Source organism: Marinobacterium rhizophilum (assembly GCF_024397915.1).
In the GTDB taxonomy this organism is placed as follows: domain Bacteria; phylum Pseudomonadota; class Gammaproteobacteria; order Pseudomonadales; family Balneatricaceae; genus Marinobacterium_A; species Marinobacterium_A rhizophilum_A.
On the sequence record NZ_CP073347.1, the window covers coordinates 3,876,206 to 3,895,890 of the forward strand.

The following is a 19,685-nucleotide window of genomic DNA, read 5'->3' on the forward strand; positions in this document are numbered from 1 at the left end:
CGCTGAGCCGGTATAGCTCAGCTGGTAGAGCAACTGACTTGTAATCAGTAGGTCCGGGGTTCGACTCCTCGTGCCGGCACCACGTTCAGCGACGAAGTAGGTAGTAAGGTGAGGTTCCCGAGTGGCCAAAGGGATCAGACTGTAAATCTGACGCGCGAGCTTCGGTGGTTCGAATCCACCCCTCACCACCATCTACTACCAGATTTTGCCGGCAGGCGGGTATGGTATAGTGGCTATTACCTCAGCCTTCCAAGCTGAAGAGGCGGGTTCGATTCCCGCTACCCGCTCCAGCAGTTGTGCTCATGTAGCTCAGGGGTAGAGCACACCCTTGGTAAGGGTGAGGTCGGCGGTTCAATTCCGCCCATGAGCTCCATAATTTAAGATGAAGGGTAGATATAGAAATATGTCTGCCCTTTGTTGTATTTGTCGTTCTGAAATCTCACTCAACGTTATCAGGAATCTGGCTGATGGCTAAGCAAGCATTTGAACGTAACAAGCCGCACGTCAACGTCGGCACCATCGGTCACGTCGACCACGGCAAGACCACTCTGACAGCCGCGCTGACGCGCGTTTGTTCTGAAGTATGGGGCGGCGCAGCCGTTGCCTTCGACGGTATCGACAATGCTCCTGAAGAGCGTGAGCGCGGTATCACCATCGCGACTTCGCACGTTGAGTACGAGTCTCCGGTTCGCCACTACGCGCACGTTGACTGCCCGGGTCACGCCGACTACGTCAAGAACATGATCACCGGTGCGGCCCAGATGGACGGCGCTATCCTGGTATGTGGCGCCACTGACGGCCCGATGCCGCAGACGCGCGAACACATCCTGCTGTCTCGCCAGGTTGGTGTGCCTTTCATCGTTGTCTTCCTGAACAAGGCTGACCTGCTGGCTGAAGATTGCGGCGGCGTTGATTCTGAAGAATACGCTGAAATGCTGGAACTGGTTGAAATGGAGCTGCGTGAGCTGCTGGATACTTACGAGTTCCCGGGCGACGACACTCCGATCATTGCAGGTTCTGCGCTGATGGCGCTGAACGGCGAAGACGACAACGAGCTGGGCACTACTGCTGTCAAGAAGCTGGTTGAGACTCTGGACTCCTACATTCCGGAACCTGAGCGTGCTATCGATCAGCCGTTCCTGATGCCGGTGGAAGACGTGTTCTCCATCTCCGGTCGCGGTACTGTTGTTACCGGTCGTGTAGAGCGTGGCATTCTGAAAGTCGGCGACCAGATCGAAATCGTCGGTGTTCGTGACACTCAGACCACGACTTGCACCGGTGTGGAAATGTTCCGCAAGCTGCTGGACGAAGGTCGTGCAGGCGAGAACGTTGGTGCGCTGCTGCGTGGCACCAAGCGTGACGACGTTGAGCGTGGTCAGGTACTGTGCAAGCCGGGTTCCATCAAGCCGCACACCCAGTTCGAAGGTGAAGTCTACGTACTGAGCAAGGAAGAAGGCGGACGTCACACTCCGTTCTTCAAAGGCTACCGTCCGCAGTTCTACTTCCGTACCACAGACATCACCGGTGCCTGTGAGCTGCCGGAAGGTGTTGAGATGGTAATGCCGGGTGACAACGTGCAGATGTCTGTTACCCTGATCAACCCGATCGCCATGGAAGAAGGCCTGCGTTTCGCGATTCGCGAAGGCGGCCGTACCGTTGGTGCCGGCGTTGTAGCAAGAATTATCGCCTAATTGTAAATTAGGTGTTGCCAAGTGATAGGGGCGGGCATATAATTCGCGTCCCTATTACGCAGTAGGCCAGTGGCTCAATTGGCAGAGCAGCGGTCTCCAAAACCGCAGGTTGGGGGTTCGAGTCCCTCCTGGCCTGCCACTTTCAATCGGAAGTGGCGTCAAATTAGCGCAAGCTTATCTTAGCTGAGGCTACAAAGTGATTTCTAAAACAGTCCCTGTGGAATCAAAATTCGATGGCCTGAAATGGCTTGTCGTTGTCCTGGTCGTAGCGGCGGGCGTGGTTGGAAACTCCATGTTTTCCGATCAGTCACTGTTCTACCGTGTCGTCGCGCTTATCGTGCTGGCGTTGGTGGCGGGATTTGTAGCGTTAAACACTGCTAAAGGGAAAGCATTTTTCAACCTGTTCAAGGAAGCCAAGACCGAGATCCGCAAGGTGGTCTGGCCGACGCGGCAGGAAACGCTGCAGACAACTCTGATGGTTGTTGTGGTGGTGCTGATTGTCGGGCTGCTGTTGTGGGGCCTGGATTCGCTTCTGGGTTGGTTTGTGTCTGGTGTAATCGGTTAAGGAGTTTTTAGTATGGCAATGCGTTGGTATGTCGTCCATGCGTACTCCGGTTACGAGAAGCGTGTTATGAACTCGCTGAAAGAGCGGGTTGAGCTTTATGGTATGCAGGAGAAGTTCGGTGACATCCTGGTTCCGACCGAGGAGATCATCGAGATTCGCGAAGGCAAGAAGCGCAAGTCTGAGCGCAAGTTCTATCCGGGTTATGTTCTGGTCCAGATAGACATGGAAGACGAAGCGTGGCACCTGGTCAAGGATACGCCGCGTGTATTGGGTTTCATCGGCGGTACCGCCGACAAGCCGGCGCCGATCACCGAGAAAGAGGCGCAGGAAATTCTGCGTCGCGTCGAGAGTGGCGTCGACAAGCCGCGGCCGAAGACTCTCTTCGAGCCGGGCGAGATGGTACGCGTTGTGGATGGTCCTTTTGCCGACTTTAACGGTGTGGTGGAAGAGGTCAACTACGAGAAAAACAGGCTCCATGTGGCGGTGCTGATCTTTGGTCGCTCCACACCTGTCGAGCTGGAGTTTGCTCAGGTCGAAAAAGCCTGATCAACACTATTTGAATTCGGAACGCCCTGGTCGTGCTTGCACGGCCGGGGCTTTCCATTGTCGAGAATGGGGAGCCGAGAGGCGTTTGAACCCTGAAGGAGTAGCTTAATGGCTAAGAAGATTAATGCTTATATCAAGCTGCAGGTAAAAGCTGGTCAGGCTAACCCAAGCCCGCCAGTCGGTCCTGCGCTGGGTCAGCACGGCGTAAACATCATGGAATTCTGCAAGGCGTTCAACGCCGCGACCCAGGGTATCGAACCCGGTCTGCCGACTCCGGTTGTTATCACTGTATACAGCGACCGCAGCTTCACGTTCATCACCAAGACACCTCCGGCGTCCATTCTGCTGAAAAAGGCAGCGGGCCTGAAGAGCGGCTCCAGCCGTCCGAACACCGACAAAGTCGGTAGCGTGACGCGTGCGCAGCTCGAAGAGATTGCGACCACCAAGATGCCGGACCTGACTGCCGGTGACATGGATGCGGCCGTTCGCACCATCGCGGGTTCTGCCCGCAGCATGGGTCTTGTAGTAGAGGGTGATGAATAATGGCTACTTTGTCCAAGCGTCGCAAAGCGATCAACGAAAAAGTTGACTCCACCAAGCAGTACTCTATCGATGAAGCGGTTGCACTGCTGACTGAACTGTCCACCGTGAAGTTCAAAGAGTCCGTCGATGTTGCTGTCAACCTGGGTGTTGACCCGCGTAAATCCGACCAGGTTGTACGTGGTTCCACCGTACTGCCGCACGGTACTGGCAAGACTGTACGCGTTGCCGTTTTCGCCCAGGGTGAAAATGCCGAGAAAGCCAAGGCTGCCGGCGCAGACATCGTTGGTTTCGAAGATCTGGCTGAATCCATCAAGGCCGGTAACCTGGACTTCGGTGTTGTCATCGCCACTCCGGATGCCATGCGCGTCGTCGGTCAGCTGGGCCAGGTACTGGGTCCGCGTGGCCTGATGCCTAACCCGAAAGTCGGCACCGTTACCATGGATGTGGCTTCTGCTGTCAAGAACGCCAAGGCCGGTCAGGTGCGCTTCCGTACTGACAAGAACGGTATCATCCACGCAGGCGTGGGTCAGGCTGACTTCGCTGCCGGTTCCGTGAAAGAAAACATTGAAGCACTGATCGCTGACCTGAAGAAGCTGAAGCCGGCTTCTTCCAAAGGCGTTTATGTGAAGAAAGTGACCCTGTCCACTACCATGGGCCCGGGTCTGACTATCGATCAGGCTTCCCTGAGCGTTTAAGTCGCCCCTTGAAAGGTTTTTTGAGGGTCTTCGTGACCTGGTAAACAGATACGAAGGCCGTCAAAGACCGCAGGTGGTAATGCCTGCATCAGAATGTTGTCGATGCAAGCGTTACCTTAATGGTTTGCCGGCCTGCGCAGACGGTGAGATTCAAACCTTGGATCTATAAAACCACCGTGCTCAAGCTGGGTTCTGCATGACAGGACGCAGTTGTTGGTAAACAGTCGAAAGACTCAATCCAGGAGTTAATCGTGGCATTAGGACTAGAAGACAAAAAGGCGATCGTTGCCGATGTCCAGCTAGCTGCTCAGAATGCTCTGTCGGCCGTCGTTGCCGATTCCCGCGGTGTTACCGTTGGGAAGATGACAGAACTTCGCCAGCTGGCTCGTGACAATGGCGTATGGCTGAAGGTTGTGCGTAACACCCTGGCCCGCCGTGCGATCGAAGGTACTGCCTACGAGTGTCTGAACGACACTTTTGTTGGCCCGACCATCATTGCATTCTCTAACGAACACCCGGGTGCCGGTGCGCGCATCCTGCGTGAGTTCGCCAAGAGCAATGACAAGTTCGAGCTGAAGGCCGCTGCCTTTGAAGGCAACAAGGTAGACATCGCGATGCTGGCAAGCCTGCCGACATACGATGAAGCCCTTGCCAAGCTGATGAGCTGCATGAAAGAAGCTGCAGCCGGCAAGCTGGTACGTGCCATCGCCGCCGTTCGTGACCAGAAAGAAGAACAGGAAGCCGCCTGAGTTTCTCAGCCGCTTTGTTAACCGATTTTACGAGCAATCGCTCAAGATTTTCAGGAACTGAATCATGTCTCTGACTAAAGAAGATATCCTCAACGCAATCGCTGAAATGTCTGTAATGGACGTTGTTGAACTGGTTTCCGCCATGGAAGAAAAGTTCGGCGTATCCGCTGCTGCTGCAGTTGTAGCTGGCCCGGCTGGCGACGCTGCTGCCGCTGCTGAAGAACAGACTGAATTCGACGTTATTCTGACCGCTGCTGGCGACAAGAAAGTTAACGTCATCAAGGCTGTCCGCGCTGCTACAGGCCTGGGCCTGAAAGAAGCCAAGGAAGTGGTTGATACTGCTCCTTCTACCGTTAAGGAAGGCCTGAGCAAGGACGACGCTGAAGCGCTGAAGAAAGCGCTGGAAGAAGCTGGCGCCGCTGTCGAGCTCAAGTAATAGCGTCTATGCATTCAGAGCGGCTTAAAGCTGTTCAAAGTGCTATGGCTGGTGGCGAATCGCCACCGGCCTTTTTCCGTTATTTATAGACAGCAAATAAATGACGGTGATACAGACCGGAAGGTTCCCTTCTGGGCTGGTTCGCAACTTGGTGCACATGCTGGGGAACACTGATGGCTTATTCATATACTGAGAAGAAACGCATCCGCAAGGACTTTGGCAAGCTGCCACAAGTCATGGATGTGCCTTACCTGCTGGCTATCCAGCTCGATTCCTACCGTCGATTCCTGCAGTTTGGTGGAGACGCGGGCGAGCGTCGCGAAGAAGGTCTGCACGCTGCATTCAATTCCGTATTCCCGATCCAGTCCTATTCCGGCAATGCTGCGCTGGAATACGTGGGCTATCGTCTCGGTGAGCCGGTTTTTGATGTAAAAGAATGCCAGATGCGTGGCGTGACCTATGCCGCACCCTTGCGAGTCAAAGTGCGCCTGGTGATCTATGATCGCGAATCCAGCACCAAAGCGGTCAAGGACATCAAGGAGCAGGAAGTTTACATGGGCGAAATGCCGCTGATGACCGATAACGGCACCTTTGTCGTTAACGGCACCGAGCGCGTTATCGTTTCCCAGTTGCACCGCTCACCTGGCGTGTTCTTTGATCACGACAAGGGCAAGACCCACTCATCCGGCAAGCTGCTGTACTCCGCGCGTATCATTCCTTACCGCGGTTCCTGGCTGGACTTCGAATTCGATCCCAAGGATAACCTGTTCGTCCGTATCGACCGTCGCCGCAAGCTGCCTGCGACCGTCCTGCTGCGCGCCCTGGGTTACCAGACAGAAGAAATCCTCGAGATCTTCTTTAACAACACCAACTGGACCCTGACCGACGACAGCATCCGCATGGAGCTGGTGCCGGAGCGTCTGCGTGGTGAAACCATGTCGTTCGAGATCAAGGATCCCGAAGGCAACGTGGTGGTTGAGGCTGGCCGTCGTATCACGCCGCGCCACATCAGCAAGATGGCACAGGCCGGCATGACCGAGCTGGAAGTGCCGATGGAATACCTGGTCGGCAAGGCAATGGCGAAAGACGTCGTTGATCCGGCCACCGGTGAAGTCATCTCCCTGTGCAACGCCGAAATCACCGAAGATCTGGTGAACAAGATGCGTGCCGTGGGCCTGGATGCCTTCGAAACCCTGTACACCAACGACCTGGACTGCGGCTCCTTCATCTCCGAGACGCTGCGTGTCGACAGCACTCGCAGCCAGATCGAAGCGCTGGTCGAAATCTACCGCATGATGCGCCCGGGCGAGCCGCCGACCAAAGAGTCGGCCGAGTCTCTGTTCGAGAATCTGTTCTTCACCGACGAGCGCTACGACCTGTCCGGTGTGGGCCGCATGAAGTTCAACCGTCGACTGGGCCGTGACGAAATCACCGGTCCCGGCGTGCTGAGCAAGGAAGATATCCTGGCGGTCATGGAAACCCTGATCGATATCCGCAACGGCAACGGTGTTGTCGACGATATCGACCACCTGGGTAACCGCCGTATCCGTTCCGTGGGCGAGATGGCCGAGAACCAGTTCCGTGTCGGCCTGGTCCGCGTTGAGCGTGCTGTGCGCGAACGTCTGTCCATGGCAGAGTCCGAGAACCTGATGCCGCAGGACCTGATCAACGCCAAGCCGGTAGCGGCGGCGGTGAAGGAATTCTTCGGTTCCAGCCAGCTGTCCCAGTTCATGGACCAGAACAACCCGCTGTCCGAGATCACGCACAAGCGTCGTGTCTCCGCACTGGGCCCAGGCGGTCTGACCCGTGAGCGCGCCGGCTTCGAAGTCCGCGACGTTCACCCGACCCATTACGGTCGTGTCTGCCCGATCGAGACCCCTGAAGGTCCGAACATCGGTCTGATCAACTCGCTGGCGGTCTATGCCCGCACCAATGACTACGGCTTCCTCGAGACGCCGTACCGTCGCGTTATCGACGGCCAGGTGACCGACGATGTCGATTACCTGTCGGCGATTGAAGAGAACAAGTACGTCATCGCCCAGGCTTCGGCCACGATGGACGAGAACAAGCGCCTGGTCGACGACCTGGTTGCCGTGCGTCACCTGAACGAATTTACCGTTATGGCGCCGGACAAGATCCAGTACATGGACGTATCACCGCGCCAGGTGGTCTCCGTTGCTGCATCCCTGATCCCGTTCCTCGAGCACGATGACGCCAACCGCGCCCTCATGGGTTCCAACATGCAGCGTCAGGCTGTACCGACACTGCGCGCCGACAAGCCGCTGGTCGGTACCGGCATGGAGCGCAATGTTGCGTCCGACTCCGGTGTTTGCGTGGTGGCCAGCCGTGGCGGCGAGATCGAGTCGGTGGATGCCGGCCGTATCGTGGTCCGTGTACACGATGACGAAGTCCAGGCAGGTGATGCCGGCGTCGACATCTACAACCTGACCAAGTACACCCGTTCCAACCAGAACACCTGCATCAACCAGCGCCCGATCGTGCGCCCGGGTGATCTGGTGCAGCGTGGCGATATCATGGCTGACGGTCCGTCCGTCGACATGGGCGAACTGGCCCTGGGCCAGAACATGCGCATCGCCTTCATGCCCTGGAACGGTTACAACTTCGAGGACTCCATCCTCATCTCCGAGCGTGTGGTACAGGAAGATCGCTTCACTACCATCCACATTCAGGAACTGACCTGTGTGGCGCGTGACACCAAGCTGGGACCAGAGGAAATCACCTCCGACATCCCCAACGTCGGTGAATCCGCCCTGGCCAAGCTGGACGAGTCCGGCGTGGTTCATATCGGTGCTGAAGTGGGTCCTGGCGACATCCTGGTCGGCAAGGTAACCCCCAAGGGTGAAACCCAGCTGACGCCGGAAGAAAAGCTGCTGCGTGCGATCTTCGGCGAGAAGGCGTCCGACGTTAAGGATACTTCCCTGCGCGTCAAGACCGGCACCATCGGCAAGGTTATCGATGTCCAGGTCTTCATCCGTGACGGTGTACCCAAGGACGAGCGCGCGCTGTCCATCGAGAAGAGCGAGCTGAACGCCATCCGCAAGGACCTTAACGACGAATTCCGTATCGTCGAACAGGCGACCTTCGAACGTCTGGCCAAGGTCATGGTTGGCCTCAAGGCTGACGGTGGCGCAGGTCTGGCCAAGGGCGAGGAAATCACCGAGTCCTTCCTGGGTGCCCTCAAACACTCCGAATGGTTCAAGATCCGTGTGTCCGACGAAGCCGTCTCCGAGCAGCTCGAGCTGGCGCGCAAGCAGCTGGAAGAGCGTCGCGAGAACCTCGACAAGCGCTTCGAAGACAAGAAGCGCAAGCTGCAGACCGGCGACGATCTGGCACCGGGCGTCCTGAAAATCGTCAAGGTTTACGTCGCAACCAAGCGCCACGTACAGCCGGGCGACAAGATGGCCGGCCGTCACGGTAACAAGGGTGTTATCTCCGTTATCATGCCGGTTGAAGACATGCCTTACGACGAGAACGGCGAGCCGGTCGACATCGTACTGAACCCGCTGGGTGTACCGTCGCGCATGAACGTCGGTCAGGTTCTCGAAACCCACATGGGTGCCGCCGCCAAGGGGCTGGGTCGCAAGATCAACGAGATGCTGGAAGTCGAGCGCGCCAAGGCCGAGAAGGTCAAGGACCTGCGTGCCTTCCTGGGCGAGATCTACAACGGCGATCACGGCGCGGGCAAGGCCTGCCGCCACGAAGGTCTGGAAGACTTCAGCGATGCCGAGATTCTCGACCTGGCCCACAACCTCAAGGGCGGTGTGCCGATCGCGACACCGGCGTTTGACGGTGCCAAGGAAGTCGAACTCAAGACCCTGCTGCGCCTGGCGGGCCTTGACGAGAGCGGTCAGTCGACCCTGTTTGACGGTCGCAGCGGCGAGAAATTCGACCGCAAGGTGACCGTGGGTTACATGTACATGCTGAAGCTGAACCACCTGGTAGACGACAAGATGCACGCGCGTTCTACCGGCTCCTACAGCCTCGTTACCCAGCAGCCGCTGGGTGGTAAGGCGCAGTTTGGTGGCCAGCGCTTCGGTGAAATGGAGGTCTGGGCCCTGGAGGCGTACGGCGCTGCCTACACCCTGCAGGAAATGCTCACCGTCAAGTCCGATGACGTCAATGGTCGTACCAAGATGTATAAAAACATCGTCGATGGTAACCACCAGATGGAACCGGGCATGCCGGAGTCCTTCAACGTGCTGATCAAGGAGATTCGTTCTCTCGGTATCGATATCGAGCTTGAGAACGATTAAGGATTAACACAATCACGTGGCGGGCGCTGCGCGCGCCTGCCCACTACTCCGCGAGGGGCCACCGAACATGAAAGATTTGCTGAATCTGCTGAAGTCCCAGGGACAGTCTGACGAGTTCGACTCGATCAAGATCTCCCTGGCTTCACCGGAAATGATCCGCTCTTGGTCATTCGGTGAAGTTAAAAAGCCGGAAACGATCAACTACCGTACCTTCAAGCCCGAGCGCGAAGGCCTTTTCTGCGCCAAGATCTTTGGCCCGGTAAAGGACTACGAGTGCCTGTGCGGCAAGTACAAGCGCATGAAGCACCGCGGTGTTATCTGTGAGAAGTGTGGCGTTGAAGTCACCCTGGCCAAGGTCCGTCGTGACCGCATGGGTCACATCGAACTGGCGAGCCCGGTTGCTCACATCTGGTTCCTGAAATCCCTGCCGTCCCGTATCGGCCTGATGATGGACATGACACTGCGCGACATCGAGCGCGTGCTGTACTTCGAATCCTTCGTCGTTATCGATCCGGGCATGACCACGCTTGAGCGCGGTCAGCTGATGAATGACGAACAGTACTTCGAAGCGCTGGAAGAATTCGGCGACGATTTCGATGCCCGCATGGGTGCCGAAGCCGTGCAGGAGCTGCTGCTGTCCATTAACCTGGAAGAAACTATCCAGCAGCTGCGCGAAGAGATCCCGGCGACCAACTCGGAAACCAAGATCAAGAAGCTGTCCAAGCGTCTCAAGCTGATGGAGTCCTTCTACAAGTCGGGCAACAACCCGGCCTGGATGATCATGAGCGTGCTGCCTGTGCTGCCGCCGGACCTGCGTCCGCTGGTACCGCTGGACGGCGGCCGTTTCGCGACCTCCGATCTGAACGATCTGTACCGTCGCGTCATCAACCGCAACAACCGTCTGAAGCGCCTGCTGGATCTGAACGCACCTGATATCATCGTGCGCAACGAGAAGCGCATGCTGCAGGAAGCGGTCGATGCACTGCTGGACAACGGTCGTCGCGGCCGTGCCATCACCGGTTCCAACAAGCGCCCGCTGAAATCCCTGGCCGACATGATCAAGGGTAAGCAGGGTCGTTTCCGTCAGAACCTTCTGGGCAAGCGTGTCGACTACTCCGGCCGTTCCGTTATCGTGGTCGGGCCGTACCTGCGCCTGCACCAGTGCGGTCTGCCCAAGAAAATGGCGCTGGAACTGTTCAAGCCGTTTATCTTCTCCAAGCTTGAGCTGCGTGGCTATGCCACCACCATCAAGGCGGCCAAGAAGATGGTTGAGCGCGAAGAACCGCTGGTCTGGGATATCCTGGACGAAGTTATCCGCGAACATCCGGTGCTGCTCAACCGTGCACCGACACTGCACCGTCTGGGCATCCAGGCGTTCGAGCCGGTACTAATCGAAGGCAAGGCCATTCAGCTGCACCCGCTGGTTTGTGCGGCCTACAACGCCGACTTTGACGGTGACCAGATGGCGGTACACGTACCGCTGACGATCGAGGCGCAGCTTGAAGCCCGTGCCCTGATGATGTCCACCAACAACATCCTGTCGCCCGCCAACGGCGAGCCGATCATCGTACCGTCCCAGGACGTGGTACTGGGTCTGTACTGGATGACCCGTGAGCGCGTTAACGCTCTGGGTGAAGGCATGGCCTTCGCGGACATCGAAGAAGTGGCCCGCGCCCACGGCGCCAAGCAGGTTGACCTGCAGGCCCGCGTCAAGGTGCGTATCCACGAGGTCATCAACGACATCGAAGGCAACGTCGAAGAGCGTACAGAAATCAAGGAGACCACCGTTGGTCGTGCCTTGCTGTTCGCTATCGTGCCCAAGGGTCTGCCGTTCTCGCTGGTTAACCAGTCGATGAAGAAGAAGGCAATCTCCCGCCTGCTGAACGAGGCGTACCGTCGCTGCGGTCTGAAAGATACCGTTATCTTTGCCGACCAGCTGATGTACACCGGTTTCCGTCAGGCAACTGTGTCCGGCTCCTCCATCGGTGTGAACGACTTCGTTATTCCGGACGAGAAAGTCCTGATCATCGACGAAGCCGAAGCCGAAGTTAAGGAAATCGAACGCCAGTTCGCCGACGGTCTTGTGACCCAGGGCGAGAAGTACAACAAGGTTATCGACATCTGGTCCCGTGCCAACGAAGTGCTGGCCAAGCGCATGATGGACAACCTGAAGACCGAGCCGGTGCTGGATCTGGATGGCGAGATCGTCAAGGACAGCGAAGGCGCGGACCTGATCCAGGAATCCTTCAACTCGGTTTACATGATGGCCGACTCCGGTGCCCGAGGCAGCGCCGCCCAGATCCGTCAGCTGGCGGGTATGCGTGGTCTGATGGCCAAGCCGGATGGCTCGATCATCGAAACGCCGATCACCGCGAACTTCCGTGAAGGTCTGAACGTACTGCAGTACTTCATCTCGACCCACGGCGCGCGTAAGGGTCTGGCGGATACGGCACTGAAAACGGCGAACTCCGGTTACCTGACGCGCCGTCTGGTCGACGTGGCGCAGGATCTGGTCATCACCAACGAAGACTGTGGCACCGAAAACGGTCTGCTGCTGACGCCGCTGATCGAAGGCGGAGACGTCGTCGTGCGTCTGGGCGATCGTGTGCTGGGTCGTGTTGTGGCCAAGGATATCCTGGACCCGTCCGGCAAGGATGTGCTGATCGATGCCGGTACCCTGATCGACGAAGCCTGGGTACACCGTCTGGAAAGCGACGAACGTTACTCTTCGATCGACGAGATCGTGGTGCGCTCTGCCATTACCTGTGACGAAACCCACGGTATCTGTTCTGCCTGCTACGGTCGCGACCTGGGTCGTGGTCACCTGGTTAACCGCGGTGAAGCCGTGGGTGTTATAGCAGCCCAGTCCATCGGTGAGCCGGGTACCCAGCTGACCATGCGTACCTTCCACATCGGTGGTGCGGCATCGCGAGCGGCGGCTGTTGACAACATTCAGGTGAAGAACGGTGGTGAAGTCCGTCTGCACAACCTGAAGTTCGTAGAGCGCCTGGATGGCAAACTGGTTGCTACCTCCCGCTCCGGCGAACTGGGTGTGACCGACGAGCACGGCCGTGAGCGCGAGCGCTACAAGCTGCCGTACGGTGCCGTGATCAAGGTCAAGGAAGGCGCCATTGTGAATCCGGGCGACATCGTTGCCAACTGGGATCCGCATACGCATCCGATCATCACCGAAGGCGCGGGTCGCCTGCAGTTCCATGGCATGGACGACGGTGTCACCGTCAAGCGCCAGCAGGACGAACTGACCGGCCTGTCTTCCATTGAAGTACTGGAAGCCAAGGACCGTCCGCAGGCGGGCAAGGATATCCGTCCGATGATCAAGCTGCTTAATAGCGATGGCAGCGACATGATGCACCCGGGTACCGACTCTCCGGTACAGTACCTGTTGCCGCCCAAGGCGATCCTTAACCTGGCCGACGGTGCAGAAGTGGCGGTCGGTGATGTACTGGCGCGTATTCCGCAGGAAGGCAGCGTCAACAAGGACATCACCGGTGGTCTGCCGCGCGTTGCCGACCTGTTCGAGGCGCGCAAGCCGAAAGAATCTGCGATCCTGGCAGAAATCTCCGGTGTCATGACCTTCGGCAAGGAAACCAAGGGCAAACGTCGCATCCTGCTGACGCCGGCCGATGGTGATCCGTTCGAAATCATGATGCAGAAGTGGCGTAACCTGAACGTCTTCGAAGGCGAGCAGGTTGAAACGGGTGAGGTCATCTCCGACGGTCCGTCCAACCCGCACGACATTCTGCGCATCCTGGGTGTGGGTGAGCTGGCCAAGTACATCGTGGCCGAGATCCAGGACGTTTACCGTCTGCAGGGCGTACTGATCAACGACAAGCACATCGAGGTTATCGTTCGCCAGATGCTGCGCAAGGTCGAGATCCTGACCTCCGGCGACTCCACCTTTATTCCGGGTGAGCAGGTCGAGTTCAGCGCCGTGGCAGAAGAAAACGCTGCGCTGGAAGCCGAAGGCAAGATTCCGGCGAAGTTCGAGCGAGTGCTGCTGGGTATTACCAAGGCATCACTGGCGACCGAATCCTTCATCTCCGCGGCCTCCTTCCAGGAGACCACCCGTGTGTTGACCGAAGGTGCGGTAACAGGCAAGAAAGACTACCTGCGTGGTCTGAAAGAAAACGTTGTTGTTGGTCGACTGATTCCGGCCGGTACCGGTCTGGCGTATCACCGCGAGCGCAAGCGCAAGCGTGTAGCCCAGGCTCAACCCGGTACGGCGACCGTGAGTGCGGAAGAAGTGCAGCAGGCACTGACCGAAGCGCTGAATGCGTCACTGTCGGATTCTGAATAAAGTGCCCGTCTGGGTAATTTTTGGCCAGTAATTGACGACAGGGGTCGGAATTGATTAAAATTCCGGCCCCTTTGTGCTGGAACCAGCTGCCGGGCAGGGTGCTTTAAGCATTTTGCACGGATAATTGGCTCCGGCTTTTTGGTGTTTATCCATTAATACGTGAAAACGTGGAGTTTGCTTAATGGCAACTATCAACCAGCTGGTGCGTGCACCACGCAAACGCGCTGTTGAAAAAAGCGACGTTCCTGCTCTGCAGGCTTGTCCGCAGCGTCGTGGCGTATGTACTCGTGTATACACCACTACACCGAAGAAACCGAACTCGGCACTGCGCAAGGTTTGCCGTGTGCGTCTGACCAACGGTTTCGAAGTGACTTCCTACATCGGTGGTGAAGGCCACAACCTGCAGGAACACTCTGTCGTGCTGATTCGCGGCGGCCGTGTAAAAGACTTGCCGGGTGTGCGTTACCACACTGTACGTGGTGCTCTGGACTGCTCCGGCGTCAACGACCGCAAACAGGGTCGTTCGAAGTACGGTACCAAGCGTCCTAAATCTTAATCGTCGTCATTACGGCGAGGCTTTGTAGCGCAATTGGCTATCGGGCTAGACCGGACACGGTAAGAGTAAGGTCAGGCGAACCCGCATGAGCGGCATATCCTGAGTTAACCTGAAGACCTTTTTTTGAATTGAGGGCTTATCAATGCCTAGAAGACGCGTCGCTGCAAAGCGCGAAATCCTGCCGGATCCTAAATTCGGTAACAAAACTCTGGCAAAATTCATCAACCACCTGATGGTCAGCGGCAAGAAATCTGTCGCCGAGAAGATCGTCTACGGTGCGCTTGACAAGATCCAGGAACGTACCAAGGCTGACCCGCTGGAAATCTTCGAAAAAGCCCTGGAAACCGTACAGCCGATGGTCGAAGTCAAATCCCGTCGTGTTGGTGGTGCTACCTACCAGGTCCCTGTTGAAGTCCGCCCCTCGCGTCGTAACGCCCTGGCCATGCGCTGGCTGGTAGAGTACTCGCGCAAGCGTGGCGAGAAGTCCATGGCCCTGCGCCTGGCGGGCGAACTGGTCGATGCTGCCGAAGGTCGTGGTGCCGCTGTTAAGAAACGCGAAGACGTACATCGTATGGCCGAAGCCAACAAGGCTTTTGCTCACTATCGTTTCTAAACTGAGGATAGAGTCGTGGCTCGTAAAACTCCTATAGCACGCTACCGTAACATCGGTATCTGTGCGCACGTAGACGCCGGTAAGACCACCACTACCGAACGTGTACTGTTCTACACAGGTCTTTCTCACAAGATCGGTGAAGTACACGACGGTGCCGCCACCATGGACTGGATGGAGCAGGAGCAGGAGCGTGGTATTACTATCACGTCCGCTGCGACCACCTGTTTCTGGGCCGGCATGAACCAGCAGTTCGAACCGCACCGCGTCAACATCATCGACACCCCGGGGCACGTTGACTTCACGATCGAAGTAGAGCGTTCCCTGCGTGTACTCGACGGTGCCGTGGTTGTACTGTGCGCCTCTTCCGGTGTGCAGCCGCAGACCGAGACTGTATGGCGCCAGGCCAACAAGTACGAAGTTCCACGCATGGTATTCGTCAACAAGATGGACCGTGCCGGCGCTGACTTCTACATGGTTGTTGACCAGCTGAAGAAGCGTCTGGGTGCTGTTCCTGTTGCGATCAACCTGCCGATCGGTGCTGAAGACGAATTCAAGGGTGTTGTTGACCTGATTCGCATGAAGGCCATCATGTGGAATGAAGCCGACCAGGGCATGACCTACGAGCTGGAAGATATCCCGGCCGACCTGCAGGCGCGTGCTGAAGAAATGCGCGAGCAGATGGTTGAAGCCGCCGCCGAAGCCTCTGACGAACTGATGGACAAGTACCTTGAAGGTACTGAACTGACCGTCGAAGAAATCAAGGCCGGTCTGCGTGCCCGTACCCTGAGCAACGAAATCGTGCCGATGATGGCCGGCTCCGCGTTCAAGAACAAGGGTGTTCAGTTCATGCTGGACTCTGTTATCGAATACCTGCCCTCGCCGGTTGAAGTCAAGGCGATCGAAGGTACCCTGGATGACAAGGACGAGACTATCGGAACCCGCGAAGCGGACGATAGCGCGCCGTTCTCCGCTCTGGCGTTCAAGATTGCGACCGACCCCTTCGTTGGTACTCTGACCTTCGTACGCGTTTACTCCGGCGTCCTGAACTCCGGCGACAGTGTTATCAACTCTGTCAAGTCGAAGAAAGAGCGTATCGGCCGTATGGTGCAGATGCACGCCAACAGCCGTGAAGAAATCAAGGAAGTTCGTGCTGGCGATATCGCTGCCATGATCGGCCTGAAAGACGTTACCACCGGTGACACCCTGTGCAGCCTGGATGACCGTATCATCCTCGAGCGCATGGAATTCCCGGAGCCGGTAATTTCTGTTGCTGTTGAGCCGAAATCCAAGGCTGACCAGGAAAAAATGGGTATCGCACTGGGCAAGCTGGCCCAGGAAGATCCCTCTTTCCGCGTTGAAACCGATCAGGAATCCGGCCAGACCATCATCTCTGGCATGGGTGAGCTGCACCTGGACATCCTCGTTGACCGCATGCGTCGCGAGTTCAAGGTTGAAGCGAACATCGGCAAGCCGCAGGTTGCCTACCGCGAGAAGATCCGCAAGACCGTCGAAGCAAACCACAAGTTTGCCCGTCAGTCCGGTGGTCGCGGTCAGTACGGTCACGTTGTTGTGGAGTTCAGCCCGTCTGATGAAGAAGGTCTGGAGTTCCTGAACGAGATCGTGGGTGGATCTATTCCGAAGGAATACATTCCGGCGATCCAGAAGGGTATCGAAGAACAGATGAAGAACGGCGTTATCGCGGGCTACCCGCTGATTGGCCTGAAAGCACGTCTGTACGACGGTTCCTTCCATGAGGTTGACTCCAACGAGATGGCGTTTAAAATCGCAGCTTCTCAGGCGTTGAAAAAATACGCTCAGGAAGCCAGCCCCTGCCTGCTGGAGCCGATGATGAAAGTCGAAGTCGTGACTCCGGAAGACTACATGGGCGACGTGATGGGTGACCTTAACCGTCGTCGTGGTCTCGTTCAGGGTATGGACGACACCACCGGTGGCAAGGTTATTCGCGCTCAGGTGCCGTTGGGCGAAATGTTCGGTTATGCAACCGATCTGCGTTCGGCAACCCAGGGTCGTGCGACCTACTCCATGGAGTTTGATGACTACGCTGAAGCGCCTGCAAACATTGCAGAAGCGGTTATCAACCAGAAATAATTACGCCTAATTGATCAAGAGGTATTCGTAATGGGTAAGCAAGCATTTGAACGTAACAAGCCGCACGTCAACGTCGGCACCATCGGTCACGTCGACCACGGCAAGACCACTCTGACAGCCGCGCTGACGCGCGTTTGTTCTGAAGTATGGGGCGGCGCAGCCGTTGCCTTCGACGGTATCGACAATGCTCCTGAAGAGCGTGAGCGCGGTATCACCATCGCGACTTCGCACGTTGAGTACGAGTCTCCGGTTCGCCACTACGCGCACGTTGACTGCCCGGGTCACGCCGACTACGTCAAGAACATGATCACCGGTGCGGCCCAGATGGACGGCGCTATCCTGGTATGTGGCGCCACTGACGGCCCGATGCCGCAGACGCGCGAACACATCCTGCTGTCTCGCCAGGTTGGTGTACCTTTCATCGTTGTCTTCCTGAACAAGGCTGACCTGCTGGCTGAAGATTGCGGCGGCGTTGATTCTGAAGAATACGCTGAAATGCTGGAACTGGTTGAAATGGAGCTGCGTGAGCTGCTGGATACTTACGAGTTCCCGGGCGACGACACTCCGATCATCGCAGGTTCCGCGCTGATGGCGCTGAACGGCGAAGACGACAACGAGCTGGGCACCACTGCTGTCAAGAAGCTGGTTGAGACTCTGGACTCCTACATTCCGGAACCTGAGCGTGCTATCGATCAGCCGTTCCTGATGCCGGTGGAAGACGTGTTCTCCATCTCCGGTCGCGGTACTGTTGTTACCGGTCGTGTAGAGCGTGGCATCCTGAAAGTCGGCGACCAGATCGAAATCGTCGGTGTTCGTGACACTCAGACCACGACTTGCACCGGTGTGGAAATGTTCCGCAAGCTGCTGGACGAAGGTCGTGCAGGCGAGAACGTTGGCGCGCTGCTGCGTGGCACCAAGCGTGACGACGTTGAGCGTGGTCAGGTACTGTGCAAGCCGGGTTCCATCAAGCCGCACACCCAGTTCGAAGGCGAAGTCTACGTACTGAGCAAGGAAGAAGGCGGACGTCACACTCCGTTCTTCAAAGGCTACCGTCCGCAGTTCTACTTCCGTACCACGGACATCACCGGTGCCTGTGAGCTGCCGGAAGGTGTTGAGATGGTAATGCCGGGTGACAACGTGCAGATGTCTGTTACCCTGATCAACCCGATCGCCATGGAAGAAGGCCTGCGTTTCGCGATTCGCGAAGGCGGCCGTACCGTTGGTGCCGGCGTTGTAGCTAAAATCATCGCCTAAGATCAGTTCTCTGATCTGAGGTGAAGAAAGACCCTCTTCGGAGGGTCTTTTTTTATGCCCGGGACGGGCATGAAGATGTCGGGCCAGGATGCCCAGCTGTGGTTGAGTCCGGACAGGTATGTTCTGCCTGGGGTGAGTGTAATTGTTGCTGTTTAATTAATAACCGCATTCACTTGACGCTGCTTGCGCCCCTGAGTAGAATTTGCGTCCCTTCCTAGAAGGGTATGCCGGCTTCGGCCGTTCAAAAAACTTTGATTAAGTGTGATCAAAATGCAGAATCAGAAAATTCGAATTCGTCTGAAGGCGTTTGATCATCGCCTGATCGACTCTTCCGCTTTGGAGATCGTAGAGACTGCAAAGCGGACTGGTGCTCAGGTGCGTGGTCCGATCCCACTTCCCACCCGCAAAGAGCGTTTTACAGTACTGATTTCTCCGCACGTCAACAAAGACGCCCGCGACCAGTATGAAATCCGTACCCACAAGCGTGTTCTGGACATCGTTGAACCGACTGAAAAAACAGTCGACGCACTGATGAAACTGGATCTTGCTGCGGGCGTTGAAGTGCAGATCAGCCTCGGCTAATTCAGCACTGCGCATTCTAATTTATATTCATGAAGCGCTGTTTGTGGAATGCCCTGTAAAGGGTAGCCGTAGTGGGTAACAGCCCCGTACACAACTGGCAAGAGGTTAAAAACATGACTGTAGGTCTAATCGGACGTAAAGCGGGTATGACCCGTGTCTTCACTGAAGATGGCGTGTCCGTGCCAGTCACCGTCATCGAGGTCGAGCCGAACCGCGTGACTCAGGTGAAAACCATTGAAGCTGATGGTTACACCGCTGTGCAGATCACCACTGGTGGCTGCAAAGCGAGCCGGCTGAGCAAGCCGGAAGCTGGTCACTTTGCTAAAGCTGGCGTTGAAGCCGGCCGCGGTTTGTGGGAGTTCCGCCTGTCGAATGACGAAGAAATCAACGTTGGCGATGCGCTGACTGTTGAGCGCTTCGAAGCAGGTCAGAAAGTAGATGTTACCGGTCAATCCAAGGGCAAGGGATTCCAGGGCGCGATCAAGCGCTGGAATTTCAGCATGCAGGATGCGACTCACGGTAACTCGCTGTCTCACCGAGCTCCGGGTTCCATTGGACAATGTCAGACTCCTGGCCGCGTCTGGAAAGGCAAGAAAATGGCAGGTCACATGGGTGCTGAGCGCGTCACTATTCAGACCCTTGAAGTCGTTCGCGTTGACGCTGAACGCAACCTGCTGTTGGTCAAAGGTGCCGTGCCGGGTGCTCCCGGCGGTGACGTAATCGTTAAACCGGCTGTCAAGGCTGGCGCCTAAGG

Annotated in this window: 15 protein-coding genes and 5 tRNA genes; all 20 read left to right on the forward strand. The window is 56.9% G+C overall.

Features of this window, described 5'->3' with window-relative positions; genetic code table 11:
• Positions 1–6: 6 nt before the first annotated feature.
• The 20 genes from KDW95_RS17420 (at position 7) to rplC (ending at position 19,683) form a co-directional block, all read left to right on the forward strand.
• Positions 7–82: transfer RNA gene (locus tag KDW95_RS17420), tRNA-Thr, on the forward strand.
• Between the two features lie 25 nt (positions 83–107).
• Positions 108–191: transfer RNA gene (locus KDW95_RS17425), tRNA-Tyr, on the forward strand.
• A gap of 24 nt (positions 192–215) precedes the next feature.
• Positions 216–290, forward strand: a tRNA-Gly gene (locus tag KDW95_RS17430).
• Between the two features lie 8 nt (positions 291–298).
• A tRNA-Thr gene (locus KDW95_RS17435) sits at positions 299–373 on the forward strand.
• A gap of 94 nt (positions 374–467) precedes the next feature.
• Complete coding sequence (tuf, locus tag KDW95_RS17440) at positions 468–1,691, forward strand: elongation factor Tu (RefSeq protein WP_255853077.1); 1,224 nt, start codon at positions 468–470, stop codon at positions 1,689–1,691.
• Positions 1,692–1,754: 63 nt separating this feature from the next.
• Positions 1,755–1,830: transfer RNA gene (locus KDW95_RS17445), tRNA-Trp, on the forward strand.
• 57 nt (positions 1,831–1,887) lie between these two features.
• Entirely contained in the window at positions 1,888–2,256 is a 369-nt protein-coding gene (gene secE / locus KDW95_RS17450; protein ID WP_255853078.1) for a preprotein translocase subunit SecE, read from the forward strand.
• A 12-nt stretch (positions 2,257–2,268) separates the two neighbouring features.
• Positions 2,269–2,802 carry a transcription termination/antitermination protein NusG gene (gene nusG / locus KDW95_RS17455; protein ID WP_255853079.1) on the forward strand — a complete coding sequence of 178 codons (534 nt, stop codon included), beginning with the start codon at positions 2,269–2,271 and terminating at the stop codon, positions 2,800–2,802.
• A 108-nt stretch (positions 2,803–2,910) separates the two neighbouring features.
• Positions 2,911–3,345, forward strand: coding sequence for a 50S ribosomal protein L11 (gene rplK / locus KDW95_RS17460; protein ID WP_255853080.1), 435 nt, complete (start codon positions 2,911–2,913; stop codon positions 3,343–3,345).
• Complete coding sequence (gene rplA / locus KDW95_RS17465) at positions 3,345–4,040, forward strand: 50S ribosomal protein L1 (RefSeq protein WP_255853081.1); 696 nt, start codon at positions 3,345–3,347, stop codon at positions 4,038–4,040. Before rplK ends, rplA begins: the two co-directional genes overlap by 1 nt.
• Before the next feature lie 251 nt (positions 4,041–4,291).
• Positions 4,292–4,789 (forward strand): 50S ribosomal protein L10, encoded by a 498-nt coding sequence (gene rplJ, locus KDW95_RS17470; protein WP_255853082.1) that lies wholly within the window; start codon positions 4,292–4,294, stop codon positions 4,787–4,789.
• Between the two features lie 64 nt (positions 4,790–4,853).
• A complete protein-coding gene (gene rplL / locus KDW95_RS17475; RefSeq protein ID WP_255853083.1) occupies positions 4,854–5,225 on the forward strand; it encodes a 50S ribosomal protein L7/L12 in 372 nt (123 codons plus the stop codon).
• 173 nt (positions 5,226–5,398) lie between these two features.
• Entirely contained in the window at positions 5,399–9,499 is a 4,101-nt protein-coding gene (gene rpoB / locus KDW95_RS17480) for a DNA-directed RNA polymerase subunit beta (RefSeq protein WP_255853084.1), read from the forward strand.
• Positions 9,500–9,566: 67 nt separating this feature from the next.
• Positions 9,567–13,817, forward strand: coding sequence for a DNA-directed RNA polymerase subunit beta' (rpoC, locus tag KDW95_RS17485; protein WP_255853085.1), 4,251 nt, complete (start codon positions 9,567–9,569; stop codon positions 13,815–13,817).
• Positions 13,818–13,998: 181 nt separating this feature from the next.
• Complete coding sequence (gene rpsL / locus KDW95_RS17490) at positions 13,999–14,373, forward strand: 30S ribosomal protein S12 (RefSeq protein ID WP_020683900.1); 375 nt, start codon at positions 13,999–14,001, stop codon at positions 14,371–14,373.
• Between the two features lie 142 nt (positions 14,374–14,515).
• Positions 14,516–14,986 carry a 30S ribosomal protein S7 gene (gene rpsG, locus KDW95_RS17495; RefSeq protein ID WP_020683899.1) on the forward strand — a complete coding sequence of 157 codons (471 nt, stop codon included), beginning with the start codon at positions 14,516–14,518 and terminating at the stop codon, positions 14,984–14,986.
• A gap of 15 nt (positions 14,987–15,001) precedes the next feature.
• A complete protein-coding gene (fusA, locus tag KDW95_RS17500) occupies positions 15,002–17,095 on the forward strand; it encodes an elongation factor G (RefSeq protein WP_255853086.1) in 2,094 nt (697 codons plus the stop codon).
• A gap of 30 nt (positions 17,096–17,125) precedes the next feature.
• A complete protein-coding gene (gene tuf / locus KDW95_RS17505) occupies positions 17,126–18,349 on the forward strand; it encodes an elongation factor Tu (RefSeq protein ID WP_255853087.1) in 1,224 nt (407 codons plus the stop codon).
• A gap of 270 nt (positions 18,350–18,619) precedes the next feature.
• Complete coding sequence (rpsJ, locus tag KDW95_RS17510; protein WP_026291857.1) at positions 18,620–18,931, forward strand: 30S ribosomal protein S10; 312 nt, start codon at positions 18,620–18,622, stop codon at positions 18,929–18,931.
• Positions 18,932–19,044: 113 nt separating this feature from the next.
• Positions 19,045–19,683 carry a 50S ribosomal protein L3 gene (gene rplC, locus KDW95_RS17515; RefSeq protein ID WP_067290737.1) on the forward strand — a complete coding sequence of 213 codons (639 nt, stop codon included), beginning with the start codon at positions 19,045–19,047 and terminating at the stop codon, positions 19,681–19,683.
• The last annotated feature ends 2 nt before the right edge of the window (positions 19,684–19,685 follow it).